Origin of the sequence: Pseudomonas sp. R32 (assembly GCF_009866705.1) — a bacterium.
GTDB classification, from domain to species: Bacteria; Pseudomonadota; Gammaproteobacteria; order Pseudomonadales; family Pseudomonadaceae; genus Aquipseudomonas; species Aquipseudomonas donghuensis.
The window spans coordinates 1,030,145-1,044,332 of sequence record NZ_CP019396.1 but is presented as its reverse complement, the minus strand read 5'-3'; the positions used below and the strand labels follow the sequence as shown (position 1 = coordinate 1,044,332).

Annotated in this window: 14 protein-coding genes; 9 read left to right on the top strand and 5 right to left on the bottom strand. The window is 62.5% G+C overall.

Going from position 1 to position 14,188, the window contains the following annotated elements:
* Nucleotides 1-207 precede the first annotated feature (207 nt).
* Nucleotides 208-1,245: a rod shape-determining protein MreB gene (gene mreB / locus PspR32_RS04760; protein ID WP_008371426.1), complete on the bottom strand. Its 1,038-nt coding sequence runs from the start codon at nt 1,243-1,245 to the stop codon at nt 208-210.
* Nucleotides 1,246-1,447: 202 nt separating this feature from the next.
* On the opposite strand from mreB, the gene gatC reads away from it, so the two are divergent.
* The 6 genes from gatC to PspR32_RS04730 all read left to right on the top strand — a co-directional run bounded on the left by gatC (nt 1,448) and on the right by PspR32_RS04730 (nt 6,664).
* Complete coding sequence (gene gatC / locus PspR32_RS04755) at nt 1,448-1,735, top strand: Asp-tRNA(Asn)/Glu-tRNA(Gln) amidotransferase subunit GatC (protein ID WP_010223404.1); 288 nt, start codon at nt 1,448-1,450, stop codon at nt 1,733-1,735.
* A gap of 16 nt (nt 1,736-1,751) precedes the next feature.
* Nucleotides 1,752-3,203: an Asp-tRNA(Asn)/Glu-tRNA(Gln) amidotransferase subunit GatA gene (gatA, locus tag PspR32_RS04750; RefSeq protein ID WP_159388152.1), complete on the top strand. Its 1,452-nt coding sequence runs from the start codon at nt 1,752-1,754 to the stop codon at nt 3,201-3,203.
* 11 nt (nt 3,204-3,214) lie between these two features.
* On the top strand, nt 3,215-4,660 hold the full coding sequence (gatB, locus tag PspR32_RS04745) for an Asp-tRNA(Asn)/Glu-tRNA(Gln) amidotransferase subunit GatB (RefSeq protein WP_010223406.1): 1,446 nt from the start codon (nt 3,215-3,217) through the stop codon (nt 4,658-4,660).
* Nucleotides 4,661-4,797: 137 nt separating this feature from the next.
* Nucleotides 4,798-5,169, top strand: coding sequence for a septal ring lytic transglycosylase RlpA family protein (locus PspR32_RS04740; RefSeq protein WP_010223407.1), 372 nt, complete (start codon nt 4,798-4,800; stop codon nt 5,167-5,169).
* Between the two features lie 62 nt (nt 5,170-5,231).
* Nucleotides 5,232-6,275, top strand: a complete 1,044-nt coding sequence (locus PspR32_RS04735; protein ID WP_036993949.1) for a calcium/sodium antiporter — start codon at nt 5,232-5,234, stop codon at nt 6,273-6,275.
* A gap of 11 nt (nt 6,276-6,286) precedes the next feature.
* A complete protein-coding gene (locus PspR32_RS04730) occupies nt 6,287-6,664 on the top strand; it encodes a carboxymuconolactone decarboxylase family protein (RefSeq protein ID WP_010223409.1) in 378 nt (125 codons plus the stop codon).
* A gap of 22 nt (nt 6,665-6,686) precedes the next feature.
* Here PspR32_RS04730 and PspR32_RS04725 read toward each other — a convergent pair whose 3' ends face one another.
* Together PspR32_RS04725 and PspR32_RS04720 are read right to left on the bottom strand one after the other, a co-directional pair.
* Nucleotides 6,687-8,060, bottom strand: coding sequence for an amino acid permease (locus PspR32_RS04725; RefSeq protein ID WP_010223410.1), 1,374 nt, complete (start codon nt 8,058-8,060; stop codon nt 6,687-6,689).
* Nucleotides 8,061-8,112: 52 nt separating this feature from the next.
* Nucleotides 8,113-9,054: an AEC family transporter gene (locus PspR32_RS04720; RefSeq protein ID WP_036993947.1), complete on the bottom strand. Its 942-nt coding sequence runs from the start codon at nt 9,052-9,054 to the stop codon at nt 8,113-8,115.
* Nucleotides 9,055-9,236: 182 nt separating this feature from the next.
* Between PspR32_RS04720 and PspR32_RS04715 the strand changes: the two genes are divergently transcribed.
* Both PspR32_RS04715 and PspR32_RS04710 read left to right on the top strand, forming a co-directional pair.
* Nucleotides 9,237-10,877, top strand: coding sequence for a phospholipase (locus tag PspR32_RS04715; RefSeq protein ID WP_159388151.1), 1,641 nt, complete (start codon nt 9,237-9,239; stop codon nt 10,875-10,877).
* A 14-nt stretch (nt 10,878-10,891) separates the two neighbouring features.
* Complete coding sequence (locus tag PspR32_RS04710) at nt 10,892-11,083, top strand: hypothetical protein (RefSeq protein ID WP_036993946.1); 192 nt, start codon at nt 10,892-10,894, stop codon at nt 11,081-11,083.
* 94 nt (nt 11,084-11,177) lie between these two features.
* Here the strand turns inward: PspR32_RS04710 and PspR32_RS04705 are convergent, their stop codons facing one another.
* Both PspR32_RS04705 and PspR32_RS04700 read right to left on the bottom strand, forming a co-directional pair.
* Nucleotides 11,178-11,738: a response regulator transcription factor gene (locus tag PspR32_RS04705; protein ID WP_010223415.1), complete on the bottom strand. Its 561-nt coding sequence runs from the start codon at nt 11,736-11,738 to the stop codon at nt 11,178-11,180.
* Nucleotides 11,738-12,994 (bottom strand): ATP-binding protein, encoded by a 1,257-nt coding sequence (locus PspR32_RS04700; RefSeq protein WP_010223416.1) that lies wholly within the window; start codon nt 12,992-12,994, stop codon nt 11,738-11,740. The genes PspR32_RS04705 and PspR32_RS04700 overlap by 1 nt, the downstream gene beginning before the upstream one ends.
* A gap of 202 nt (nt 12,995-13,196) precedes the next feature.
* On the opposite strand from PspR32_RS04700, the gene PspR32_RS04695 reads away from it, so the two are divergent.
* A complete protein-coding gene (locus PspR32_RS04695; protein WP_010223417.1) occupies nt 13,197-13,913 on the top strand; it encodes an SIMPL domain-containing protein in 717 nt (238 codons plus the stop codon).
* Nucleotides 13,914-14,188: the final 275 nt, after the last annotated feature.

The window sequence follows — 14,188 nt, the reverse complement described above, 5'->3', positions numbered from 1 at the left end:
GTACGCCCAGCGAAGGGCCCTTGGCGAAAAGCGGTTTAATGGGCCGCTCCTCGTGGACGACGATTCAAGAGGTCATTCATACGGCAACGCACCGGCCTGCTTGCGGATTGACGGAAAATGACGCCCACACGGACGTCAGCCCAGCACATACAGGTAGCACTGTGAGCACTACCTGTAAACCGGGCGGCGTGAACTGCAGGTTCCAGCTTATTCGCTGGAGAGCAGGTCCATGGTGTGTTTGTCCATCATTTCCAGGGCACGGCCACCACCGCGCGCCACGCAGGTCAGCGGGTCTTCGGCGACGATCACCGGCAGGCCGGTTTCCTGGGCCAGCAGCTTGTCGAGGTCGCGCAGCAGGGCGCCACCACCGGTCAGCACCAGGCCACGCTCGGCGATGTCCGAAGCCAGCTCCGGCGGCGATTGCTCCAGGGCGCTCTTGACCGCCTGGACGATGGTCGCCAGGGACTCCTGCAGGGCTTCAAGCACTTCGTTGGAATTCAGGGTGAAGGCACGTGGCACGCCCTCGGCCAGGTTGCGGCCGCGGACATCGACTTCACGGACTTCGCCGCCCGGATAGGCGGTACCGATTTCCTGCTTGATGCGCTCAGCGGTGGATTCACCGATCAGGCTGCCGTAGTTGCGACGCACGTAGGTGACGATGGCCTCGTCGAAACGGTCGCCACCGACCCGTACGGATTCGGCGTAAACCACACCGTTCAGGGAGATCAGCGCGATTTCAGTGGTACCACCACCGATATCGACGACCATCGAACCGCGAGCCTCTTCAACCGGCAGGCCGGCACCGATGGCGGCGGCCATCGGCTCTTCGATCAGGAACACTTCACGGGCACCGGCGCCCAGCGCCGATTCACGAATGGCCCGGCGCTCGACCTGGGTCGATTTGCACGGCACGCAGATCAGCACCCGCGGGCTTGGCTGCAGGAAGCTGTTTTCGTGAACCTTGTTGATGAAGTACTGCAGCATTTTCTCGCAAACGCTGAAATCGGCGATCACGCCGTCTTTCATCGGACGAATGGCAGCAATGTTGCCAGGCGTACGGCCCAGCATGCGCTTGGCTTCAGTACCGACAGCGACGACACTTTTCTGGTTGCCGTGAGTACGAATGGCCACAACCGATGGCTCATTCAGGACGATACCGCGCTCACGCACGTAAATAAGGGTGTTGGCAGTGCCCAGGTCGATGGAAAGATCGCTGGAAAACATGCCACGCAGTTTCTTGAACATGGGAAAGTGACCCTAGGCAACGCGTGGGTAAAAAAGTGCGGCAAACTCTAACAACGGCGGGGATTTTGGGCAAGGCACCAATATGTTAAATTGGTGGTTTTTCCGAGCAAGCCTGCACATGATCGCGGCCTTATGACCGTAATACTGCCAGCATGTTCCTCATCGCGGACCAAATCCGTTTTTGTTTCCCCAGGAGATCCCCATGGCGCTTGAACGCTGCGACGTGGAAAAGATCGCTCATCTGGCCCGACTTGGCCTGAATGAAAGCGATCTGCCACGCACTACCGATGCCCTGAACAGTATTCTGGGACTGGTCGACCAGATGCAAGCAGTCGACACCACTGGCATCGAGCCACTGGCCCACCCACTGGAAGCCACTCAGCGCCTGCGCGCCGATGTGGTAACAGAAAGTAACCACCGTGACAGCTACCAGGCCATCGCCCCGGCGACGGAAAACGGCCTGTACCTGGTTCCGAAAGTCATCGAGTAAGGGAATAGAGCCTGCCATGCATCAATTGACCCTGGCCGAGATCGCCCGCGGACTCGCCGACAAGAAGTTTTCTTCCGAAGAGCTGACCCGTGCCCTGCTGGCGCGGATCCACCAGCTCGATCCGCAAATCAACAGCTTCATCAGTGTCACCGACGAACTGGCCATCAGCCAGGCCCGTGCTGCCGACGCCCGTCGCGCTGCCGGCGAGAGCGGCGCCCTGCTGGGCGCGCCGATCGGCCACAAGGACCTGTTCTGCACCCAGGGCATCCGCACCAGCTGCGCCTCGAAGATGCTCGACAACTTCAAGGCGCCGTATGACGCCACCGTGGTCAGCAAGCTGGCCGAAGCCGGTACCGTGACGCTGGGCAAGACCAACATGGACGAATTCGCCATGGGTTCGGCCAACGAGAGCAGCTACTACGGCCCGGTGAAAAACCCGTGGAATTTCGAGCACGTGCCTGGCGGTTCCTCCGGTGGTTCGGCTGCCGCGGTTGCCGCGCGCCTGCTGCCGGCGGCCACCGCCACCGACACCGGCGGCTCGATCCGCCAGCCGGCGGCACTCACCAGCCTGACTGGCCTGAAACCGACCTACGGCCGTGTTTCGCGCTGGGGCATGATTGCCTACGCATCGAGCCTCGACCAGGCTGGTCCGCTGGCCCGCACCGCCGAAGACTGCGCACTGCTGCTGCAAGGCATGGCCGGTTTCGACGCCAAGGACTCCACCAGCATCGATGAACCGGTGCCGGACTACAGCGCCAGCCTCAATGCCTCGCTCGAAGGCCTGCGCATCGGTCTGCCGAAGGAATACTTCGGCGCCGGCCTCGACCCGCGCATCGCCGACCTGGTCCAGGCCAGCGTCAAGGAGCTGGAAAAACTCGGCGCCGTGGTCAAGGAAATCAGCCTGCCGAACATGCAGCACGCGATTCCGGCCTACTACGTGATCGCCCCGGCTGAAGCCTCGTCCAACCTGTCGCGTTTCGACGGCGTGCGTTTCGGCTACCGCTGCGAGAACCCGGTCGACCTCACCGACCTGTACAAGCGCTCCCGTGGCGAAGGCTTCGGTGCCGAAGTGCAGCGCCGGATCATGGTCGGTGCCTACGCCCTGTCGGCCGGCTACTATGATGCCTACTACCTGCAGGCGCAGAAAATCCGCCGTCTGATCAAGAACGACTTCATGGCTGCCTTCAACGATGTCGACGTGATTCTCGGCCCGACCACGCCAAACCTGGCCTGGAAGATCGGCGCCAAGAACAACGACCCGGTCGCTGAATACCTGGAAGACGTCTACACCATCACCGCCAACCTCGCCGGCCTGCCAGGCCTGTCGATGCCGGCCGGTTTCGTCGATAGTCTGCCGGTTGGCGTGCAGTTGCTCGCGCCGTATTTCCACGAAGGCCGCCTGCTCAACGTCGCGCACCGCTATCAGCAAGTGACTGACTGGCACACTCGCGCACCTAACGGCTTCTGAGGGACCACCACATGCAATGGGAAGTTGTCATCGGGCTGGAGATTCACACCCAGCTCGCCACCCAGTCGAAGATTTTCTCCGGCAGCGCCACCACTTTCGGCTCCGAGCCAAACACCCAGGCCAGCCTGATCGACCTGGGGATGCCCGGCGTACTGCCGGTGCTGAACCAGGAAGCGGTGCGCATGGCCTGCATGTTCGGCCTGGCCATCGATGCCGAAATCGGCCAGCACAACGTGTTCGCGCGCAAGAACTACTTCTACCCCGACCTGCCCAAGGGCTATCAGATCAGCCAGATGGAGCTGCCGATCGTCGGCAAGGGCCACCTGGACATCGCCCTCGAAGATGGCACGGTCAAGCGCATCGGCATCACCCGTGCGCACCTTGAAGAAGACGCCGGCAAGAGCCTGCACGAAGACTTCAGCGGCTCCACCGGCATCGACCTCAACCGCGCCGGCACGCCGCTGCTGGAGATCGTCTCGGAACCTGACCTGCGCAGCGCCAAAGAGGCGGTCGCCTACGTCAAGGCCATCCATGCCCTGGTGCGTTACCTGGGCATCTGCGACGGCAACATGGCCGAAGGCTCGCTGCGTTGCGACTGCAACGTCTCGGTACGCCCCAAGGGCCAGGCCGAGTTCGGGACCCGCTGCGAGATCAAGAACGTCAACTCGTTCCGCTTCATCGAGCGCGCCATCAACACCGAAGTGCAACGCCAGATCGAACTGATCGAAGACGGCGGCAAGGTCATCCAGGAAACCCGCCTGTACGACCCGAACAAGGACGAGACCCGCTCCATGCGCAGCAAGGAGGAAGCCAACGATTACCGTTACTTCCCCGATCCGGACCTGCTGCCGGTGGTCATCGAGAACGCCTTCCTCGAAGCCACCCGCGCCACCCTGCCGGAGTTGCCACCGCAAAAGCGCGAGCGCTTCCAGAGCCAGTTCGGCCTGTCGGTCTACGATGCCAACGTGCTGGCGACCAGCCGTGAGCAGGCAGACTACTTCGAACAGGTGGTCGGCGTGTGCGGCGATGCCAAGCTTGCCGCCAACTGGGTCATGGTCGAGCTGGGCAGCCTGCTCAACAAACTGGGCCTGGAAATCGACCAGTCGCCGGTCAGTGCCGAGCACCTGGGCGGCATGCTCAAGCGCATCCTCGACAACACCATCAGCGGCAAGATCGCCAAGGTAGTGTTCGAGAAAATGGCCGCCGGTGACGGTGATGCCGACCAGATCATCGAAGCCGAGGGCCTGAAACAGGTCACCGACAGCGGTGCGATCGAGAAGGTCCTGGACGAAGTCCTGGCAGCCAATGCCGAGCAGGTCGAGCAGTACCGCGCTGCCGACGAGGCCAAGCGCGGCAAGATGTTCGGCTTCTTCGTCGGCCAGGCCATGAAAGCCTCCAAGGGCAAGGCCAACCCGCAGCAAGTGAACCAATTGCTCAAGAGCAAGCTCGAAGGGTAGTTCGCATTACCCTGTGGGAGCCGGCGTTGCCGGCGATGCAAGGCGAAGCCTTGCCAGTTTCTGGGGCTGCCGAGCAGCCCATCGCCGGCAACGCCGGCTCCCACAGGTGATCACTTCACCTCGGAGCAACTGATTTGATGTGGCGTCCCCTCAGCGCACTCGCGCTCTTCACCCTGCTGGCCGGCTGCGCCAGCCACGATATCGACCCGCGCGGTTACGACCAGACCGGTACCGCCTCCTATTACGGCTCCCGTCACCACGGCAAACGTACCGCCAGTGGCGAGCCCTTCAATCAACACGGTATGACCGCCGCCCACCGCAGCTTGCCGTTTGGCTCGCAGGTCAAGGTCACCAACCTGAACAACGATCGCAGCGTCGTGGTCCGCATCAACGACCGCGGCCCGCATACCCGCGGCCGGCTGATCGACCTGTCACGCGCTGCCGCGGAAAAACTCGGGATGATCCGTAGCGGAACCGCGCGCGTACGGGTACAAAGTCTCAGCGACTGACCTGCCCCCGGAGCACGACCATTTTCGACCTGGCCGCTTTACCCACCTTCAGCCTGCTGCAACTGAGCATCGGCCTGCTGTTGCTGATCGCCGGCGCCGAGCTGCTGGTACGCGCCGCCCTGCGCCTGGCCGCCAGCCTGCAAGTACGGCCGCTGATCATCGGCCTGAGCCTGGTGGCATTCGGCAGCAGCGCGCCGCAATTGACCGTCAGCCTGCAGGCCGCCTACACCGGCGCGCCCGACGTGGCCGTCGGCAGCGTGATCGGCAGCAATATCTTCAACATCCTGGTAACCCTGGGCCTGGCTGCGCTGATCATTCCGTTGCGGGTCTCCCGGCAACTGGTGCGCCTGGATATCCCGCTGATGATCGCCGCCAGCCTGGCGGTGTATCTGCTGGCCTTCAACGAACTGCTGGGCCGGCTGGAAGGCGCACTATTGCTGTGCGGCCTGTTCGGCTACCTGGCGATGCTCTGGCACCAGTCCCGTCATCATGCCCGCACCTACCCGGCCCCCGGCCCACGCCCGCAACGTGGTGGCCGCTTCTGGCTGGGGAGCGTGCTGCTGATGCTGGCCGGGCTTGGCCTGCTGAGCATGGCCGGTCATCTGCTGCTGGAGGCGGCGGTGGAGGTCGCCCAGGACCTGGGCCTGTCGGAACGGGTCATCGGCCTGACCGTGGTCGCCGTCTGTACCTCGCTACCGGAGCTGGCCACTTCGCTGATCGCCGCCCTGCGCGGCGAGCGCGAAATCGCCGTGGGCAATGTCATCGGCAGCAATCTGTTCAACCTGCTGGCGGTGCTCGGCCTGACTGCGCTGGTCGCCCCCGAGCCCTTGTCGATCTCACCCAATGCCCTGGCCTTCGACCTGCCGGTGATGCTCGGGGTCGCGGTGCTGGCCCTGCCGGTGTTCTACTCCGGCTACCGGGTGACGCGCGCCGAAGGTCTGGTGTTCCTCTGCCTGTACCTGGCTTATGGTCTGCACGTGGTGGCCTTTACCACCGGCATGCCACTGGCCAGCCGACTTGAAAAACTGATGCTGTTCTACGCATTGCCAGCACTGGGGGCGTTGCTGCTGTACACCACCCTGCGTGCCTGGCGCCGCCAACACTAAGGAAAACAAAAATGGGCGACAACAACAAAACCGGCGAACAGGTTCGCCGCCAGGTCATGGGTGATGCCTTCGTCGATCGCGCACTGAACAACGCCACCGACTTCACCCAGCCGCTGCAGGACTTCGTCAATGAGCATGCCTGGGGCAGCGTCTGGAGCCGCGAAGGCCTGCCCTTGAAAACCCGCAGCCTGATCACCCTCGCCGCCCTCACCGCACTCAAGTGCCCGCAAGAGCTCAAGGGCCACGTGCGCGGCGCCTTGAACAACGGTTGTACGGTCGAGGAGATTCGTGAGGCGCTGCTGCACTGCGCGGTGTATGCCGGTGTCCCGGCAGCCATCGATGCCTTCCGCGCCGCCCAGGAAGTGATCGACAGCTACCAGCAGGGCTGAACGATCACTTGCGCCAAGGCCGTCAGTTGCTGACGACTGGGGCCTTCTGGCCCTTTTTCTTCAGCCAGAAGGCCACGCCCAGGGTGGCGATCCAGGCCGGGATCAACATGACCGAAATGCGGATCGGCGGGGTCAGGTACATCACCACCAGAATCAGGCCGATGAACGCCAGGCACAGGTAGTTGGTCAGCGGATGCCCCCAGCTCTTGTAGAAGGTCGACTCGCCCGACGCCTGCTTGGCGCGGCGGAACTTCAGGTGGGTGATGCTGATGCTGGCCCAGTTGATCACCAGTGCCGAGACCGCCAGGGCCATCAACAGGCCGAAGGCCTCGCCCGGCATCAGGTAGTTGATCAACACGCACAGACCGGTGGCCAGGGCAGAAACGCCCAGGGCGGTCAGCGGTACGCCACGGCGGTTGACCTTGAGCAGGGCCCGCGGCGCGTCACCCTGGCTGGCCAGGCCGAACAGCATGCGGCTGTTGCAGTATACGCAGCTGTTGTACACCGACAGCGCGGCGGTCAATACCACCACGTTGAGGATGGTCGCCACCAGGTTGCTGTCCAGGTTGTGGAAGATCATCACGAACGGGCTGCCGCCCTGCACCACCTTCTGCCACGGATACAACGACAGCAGTACCGCCAGTGCACCGATGTAGAAAATCAGGATGCGATAGACCACCTGATTGGTGGCGCGCGGAATGCTGTGGCGCGGATCGTCGGCTTCGGCAGCGGTGATACCGACCAGCTCCAGGCCACCGAAAGAGAACATGATCACCGCCATGGCCATCAGCAAGCCGGTGAAGCCGTTGGGGAAGAAGCCGCCGTACTGCCAGAGGTTGGCCACGCTGGCATCCGGCCCGCCGTTACCACTGGCCAGCAGCCAGGCGCCAAAACCGATCATGCTGACGATGGCGATCACCTTGACCAGGGCGAACCAGAACTCCATCTCGCCATAGACCTTCACCTGGGTCAGGTTGATCAGGTTGATCACCACGAAGAAGATCGCCGCCGTGGCCCAGGTCGGAAAATCCGGCCACCAGTACTGCACATAGATGCCTACCGCTGTCAGTTCGGCCATACCGACCAGTACATAGACCACCCAGTAGTTCCAGCCAGAGACGAAACCGGCGAACTCGTTCCAGTAGCGGTGGGCAAAGTGGCTGAAGCTGCCGGCAACCGGCTCGTCGACCACCATCTCGCCCAGCTGGCGCATGATGAAGAACGCCATCAGGCCGGCAATCGCGTAACCCAGCAGCACGGCCGGGCCGGCCATCTGGATGGTCTGGGCAATGCCCAGAAACAGGCCGGTACCGATGGCGCCACCCAGGGCAATCAACTGGATATGGCGATTTTTCAACCCGCGCTGTAATCGCTCTGGGGGGATCTGTTCTTGCATGAAGTGTCCTTGAAGGTGGAAGGCAGTGTTGGCTTTATTGTCGGCACAGAATCTAGATCCAGCCGCCCCACTGCAAGAGGAAAATGCCGATATTCGTGGTTATGGCGGCCATCAGCGTGGTAATCACGATGATCGAGGCGGCCAGTTCATGGTTACCGTTGGCCGCCCGGGCCATGACATAACTGGCGGCGGCGGTCGGGCTACCGATGTACAGGAACAGGATGCCCAGTTCCGCCCCGCGAAAGCCGCAAAGCCAGGCAGCCAGGGTACCGATCACCGGCAGCCAGATCATCTTCACCAGGCTGGCGCTGACCGCCAGGCCGCCGCTTTCACGCAAGGAAGCCAGCGACAGGGTACCGCCGATGCAGATCAACGCCAGCGGCAGGGTCATCTGCGCCAGGTAATCGCCGGAGGTCAGCAGCCAGTTTGGCAGCGGCACTTGCCCGTAGGCCATGGGCGTAGCCAGCAACACGCTGATGATCAGCGGGTTGCGCAGGATACTCTTGAAGATGCTCCAGGGGTCGGACTTCATGCTCGGGCTGTACACCGCCAGCACCACCGATGACAGCGAGTTGTACAACAGAATCACCAGGCCGGCGAGGATCGCCCCCAGCGAGATGCCGTAATCGCCATACATACTCGCCGCCAGGGCCAGGCCAATGACCCCGTTATTGCCGCGAAAGCCGCCCTGGGTGTAGATGCCACGATCCTCGCGCGGGCAGCGCCACAGGGCAAAGCCCCAGGCCAGGGCAAAACTGCCCAGCGTGGCGACCACGAAAAACACCAGCAACCCGGGTTTGACCGCCGCCGTCAGGTCAGCGTGATAAATCCCGAGAAACAGCAGCGCCGGCATACAGACGTTGAACACCAGCGACGACGCGGTGTGGATGAAGCCGTCGTTGATGGCCTTGATGCGCTTGAGCAGCACGCCCATGAACAGCATGGCGAACACCGGCGCCGTGATGTTCAGCGTCTGGATAAAAAGGGCGAGCATGCAGGGTGGTCCCGATGGCTGTCGTTAGGGGGCTAATGATACGTCAGCCGCAAGTTGATGAATCGCATTCTGACGTAAGAAAAAAGAATTGTTGACGTAGGAGACAGATTGGATATGATCCAAACAACTGTACATATATACAGTTGTTTACGGAAATCCATGACATCTCAAAGGAGTTGAATATGTCAGGTATGCAAACCGGACTGCACGCCCAAAAGGCGCTCGCCACCACCGTGGTCGCCGACCTCGATGCCCTGTTCAGTGTCGACGGTATCAAGATCCCCGGCCCCGATACCCGTATCGTGCTGGTGCTCGATGGTCACCACACGATCAAATACCACCGCCTTGGCCTGCCCGCCAAACCGCCAACCAGCGGCAAGCCGGTGCTGCGCTTCGAAGGTGGTGAACACACCGCCATCGGCGACAACACCCTGCTGCGCTTCAGCCAGGACAGCGCGCCGATCCCCGCCTGGAAAGTCGCCCTGCACCTGCCCAACGGCCTGACCCTCAGCTATGGCCAGATCGTTGCCCTGGGCGGCGACTTCTATGGTGTTCCCGAGCGGCCGATTGCCGATGGCGCCAATGCTGAAGAACGCGTCCAGCGCTTTGCCGCCGCCTTTGATTCGCTGGCCGTGCTTCCCGCCTCCCGGGAAGAAGCCGGCAAGATCCTGGCGGTCATGCAACGGGAAATCGCCGCGGCCAACCAGGCGATCAAAGACGGTCGCCAGCCCCACGAAGCCTACGATCAGTTGGGCGACACCCTCTCGGAAGAATGGAACAAGATCACCGGAGGTGGCAGCTTCGTCTCGCCGATGTTCCCACTTGGCCGCTACCTGAAACTGGCTGCGAGCAACTGGGACCACTTTGGCGAATGGGCGCTGCTGGCCTATATCGCCGGCCACACCGCCGCTCTGCGCCAGGCCGTGAAAGCACGGGCCAGCGGCGATGACGGGCAGCTGGAGCTGGCCTACGCGATGAACGCCTTCGCTGACCACTTCCTCACCGACCTGTTCTCGGCCGGCCATGTGCGGGTGCCGCGCAAGGCCATCAAGGACAACGTCACTCCGGCCGACCTCGGCTCGCTGATCTCGCGCTTCATGCACGATGAAGACAGCAAGTACGGCCTGGTGCTGCGCAACGCCCAGGGCGATACCTGGCGTGGCTATGGCGACAAGCGCTACTTCGACAGCATCGATGTGGCCAACCGCAAGCAAGTGGGCCTGGCGGTGCAGAAGTCTGCCGATGAGATCTTCCAGGCGTTCGACAGCGGTAATCTGCCCGCGCCGACAGCCTATGGCGCCCTGCGCATCGCCGCCGACCTGCAGGCCGCGGTAGAGGGGCAAGTGCCGGGCAACTTCGCGCCGCTGTTCGCCCTGCGCAACGGCAAACTGATGCGCCGCGCCGACGTCAACAACCTCAATGACCCGGCGCAGATCGACAACTGGTGGGGCTGGAGCACCTACCTGCTGCTCAAGGACTACACCCCGAACACACCCGCCGGCTACCTCCAGGCCCCTGCCGGTGCACCGAGCGTGCGCGCCGACGGCTGGCAGACCCAGGTACCGAGCCAGCCGAACTGGCTGCCCGGCCATGCCGTGCGGTATGCGGTCAGTGTGGTCAACGGCCTGAATGAATCGTACATCGGCCCGTGGAGCGACTATGCCGAACTGACCGAGCGCTTCCAGCCGACCTTGACGGTGCCGGTGGACACCTCCGGCAAGTCAGTTTCGCGCAACCTGTTTCGCCAGTTCCGCGGTGGCTCGCCGGAACTGATCACCTCGCTGGATGCGAGCACCACGACCTACATCGATCAACACCCGTGATAAGGAAATCACTCATGAGCATTACCCTGAACATTGAGCTGGCGTCGGGCCAGTCTCTCAAGGATGTCCCCCTGGAACTGCTGCGCGATGGCGTAGTGATCGGCCGGGCCAAGCTGGCCGAGACGGGCAAGGTGGTGTTTGACGCCGCGCCCGGGGCCGGGCAGCTGGCAGTGAGGGTGGATCGAACGATCCTCGGCGGCAAGTAGATTCATCGCGGGGCAAGCCCGCTCCCACAGATAAGGCGCTGCTCCCGGGGTTGGCGCAGGACCTGTAGGAGCGGGCTTGCCCCGCGATTTGCGCTCAGCGCCGCACCGGGCGCTTCTGCAGTTTGCGCTGCAAGGTCCGCCGGTGCATGCCCAGGGCACGGGCCGTAGCGGAGATATTGCCTTCATGCTCGGTCAGCACGCGCTGGATGTGCTCCCACTGCAGGCGGTCGACCGACATCGGGTTTTCCGGCACCAGGCTGTCGAGGTCGGCATGCTCGGAGAGCAATGCGGCCAGCACATCGTCAGCATCGGCCGGCTTGCACAGGTAGTTGCAGGCACCGCGCTTGATCGCTTCAACCGCCGTGGCGATGCTCGAGTAACCGGTGAGGATCACCACGCGCATTTCCGGGTCCAGCTCCAGCAGCTTGGGCAGCAGTACCAAACCGGAATCGCCGTCCATCTTCAAGTCCAGCGTGGCGTAGTCCGGCACGTCGTCCTGGGCGATTTTCAGGCCCTCCTCGGCAGAACCTGCGGTGCTCACGCGAAAGCCGCGGCGACTCATCGCCCGGGCCATCACCCGGGTAAAGGTGGCGTCGTCGTCAACCAGCAACAGGTGCGGCAGCTCTTCGCCTTCAACCTGGATTTCATCACTCATCACACATCTCCTCGCGCGTCACGCGGCAGGCGCAGCTCGGTGAGCGTACCGCCTTCTTCATGACTATAGAGTTTTACCGAGCCGCCAGCACGGGTCACGCTGGCCTTGCTCAAGAACAGGCCCAGGCCGAAGCCTTTGCCCTTGGTGGTAAAGAAGGGTTTGCCGATCGATTCGGCAATCGCCGCCGGCACGCCGGGGCCATGGTCACGGATGCTGATCACCATGTCCTGGGCATCCCAATCCAGGCGTACTTCCAGATCATCCGGGCAGGCATCGGCGGCGTTGTTCAACAGGTTGAGCAGGGCCTGGGTCAGGTCCGGCGGCGGCGCCAGACGTGGCACGCTACCCTGGCCCAGGCGCTGGAAGCGGTAACTGGCTTCCGGGCGCATCAGGTGCCAGCGGTTGAGCGCCTCGTCGAGCCAGAAGGTCACTTCCTGGTTCTCGACGGCCAGGCGCCGGTTGGCTTCGGCGGCGCGCACCAGATTCTGCAGGGTTTCCTTGCACAGTTTGACCTGATCCTGCAGCACCGCCAGGTCTTCCTGCAGCAGCGGGTCGCTGTGGTCCTGGCGCATTTCCTTGATCAACACGCTCATGGTCGCCAAAGGCGTGCCCAGTTCATGGGCGGCGCCCGCCGCCTGGGTAGCCACGGCCAGCAGTTGCTGGTCACGCAGCCCCTCCTCCCGGCGCTCGGCGCGCAGTTGTTCCTGGCGGCGCAGCTCTTCGGCCATCTTCGCGGCGAAGAAGGTAATCACCGCGGCGGCCAGGGCGATACTCAGCCACATGCCGTAGACCTGCATCTTCTCCCGGGCCATGGGGAAGGTTTCCAGCGGGTAGAACTGCACCAGCAGCAGGCTGTAGGCCGCCAGGGCGATACCGGAAAGGATCAGCGAATAGACCCAGGGCAAGGTCACCGCGGCGATGGCCAGTGGCACCAGATAGTAGGACACGAAGGGGTTGGTCGACCCCCCCGAGTAATACAGCAAGGCACTGTGGATCAGCAGGTCACAGGCCAGCTGGAAGGCATACTCCAGCTCGGTGACCGGCAGCGTAAGACGCAAGCGCAAGGCCGTGAAGGCGCACAGCAGCATCGACAGGCCAAGGGTGATGACCAGCGACAGCCACGGCAGCGGCAGCAGTTCGGTCCAGTAGGCGACACCGACCGAGCCGGCCTGGGCGGCAAGCACCAGGATGCGGATGAAGGTCAGGCGCCAGAGGTTCTGACGGGTTGCAGACAACATTTGTACGGGGGCGAGCATGAGCTCTCCTGATGAGTGCTCCAGGCGAATCGTCGCGAGTATACCGAAGCTGTGGCCTGGTCTGCAGTGATGCGGCAAAGCGCCACACTTTTTTACACAACAATGATGGCCATTTTGAACCTCACTACACTGTTGCCAGTCTTATGGGCCTGCGCACACTGCTTCTGTTCAGTGTTCGCGCCTCAATTTCAAGGAGTCATACATGTCTATCACCCGCAGCAGCGCCGCCCTGGTCATGGCCACCAGCTTGCTTGCCAGCCTTCCGGCCCTGGCTGAAGAAGCCCCTCGCTACAACCAGATTTCGCTGCGCGCCGAAGTCAGTAAGGAAGTGGCCCGCGACCTGATGGTCGTGACCCTGTACAGCGAAGCGCAGAATACCGACCCGGGCAAGCTTGCCACGCAAATCACCGAAACCATGAACAAGGCGGTGAAACAGGCCCGCGAAGTCAAGGACGTGAAGATCAGCCAGGGCAGCCGCAACAGCTATCCGATCTACGACAACAAGGGCCAGAGGATCACCGGCTGGCGTGAGCGCGCCGAACTGCGTCTGGAAAGCGCCAACTTCCCGGCCCTGTCGCAACTCACCGGTACCCTGTTGCAGGACCTGAAAATGGGCGGCATGGACTTCTCCATCGCCCCGGCCACGCGCAAGACCAGCGAAGACGAGTTGCTCAAGGATGCCGTCAGCGCCTTCAAGGCCCGCGCCCAACTGGCCACCGAAGCGCTGGGCGGCAAAGGCTACAAAGTGGTCAACCTCAACCTCAACAGCAGCGGCTACCCACATCCTTATGCCCGTAGCGCGCCGATGATGATGAAAGCCGGCATGGCCGAAGACGCTGCTGCCGTTCCAGAAATCGAGGCGGGCACCAGCCAGGTGACCCTCAGCGCCGACGGCACCATCGAAGTCCAGATGCCGTAAACAACGTTACTTTTCTGCTGTTTCGCGGCAGCTTCGGCTGCCGCGAACCCTGTTACTCGTAGCACCTCACGCCCCAATTTAGTGCAAAGACTGACTCGATATAGAGACAACGTCTTCGAAATACACTGAAACACCCCCTCGCAAACGATCAACTCCATAAAAAATTATACGGATGCGACATTCTTGTACGTTCGTCCCACTGTTTTCCGTCACACATCCCTTTGAGTGTTGCATTGGGTATGGGGCCTGCATAAGTATCCGCAGGTCGGCTCACA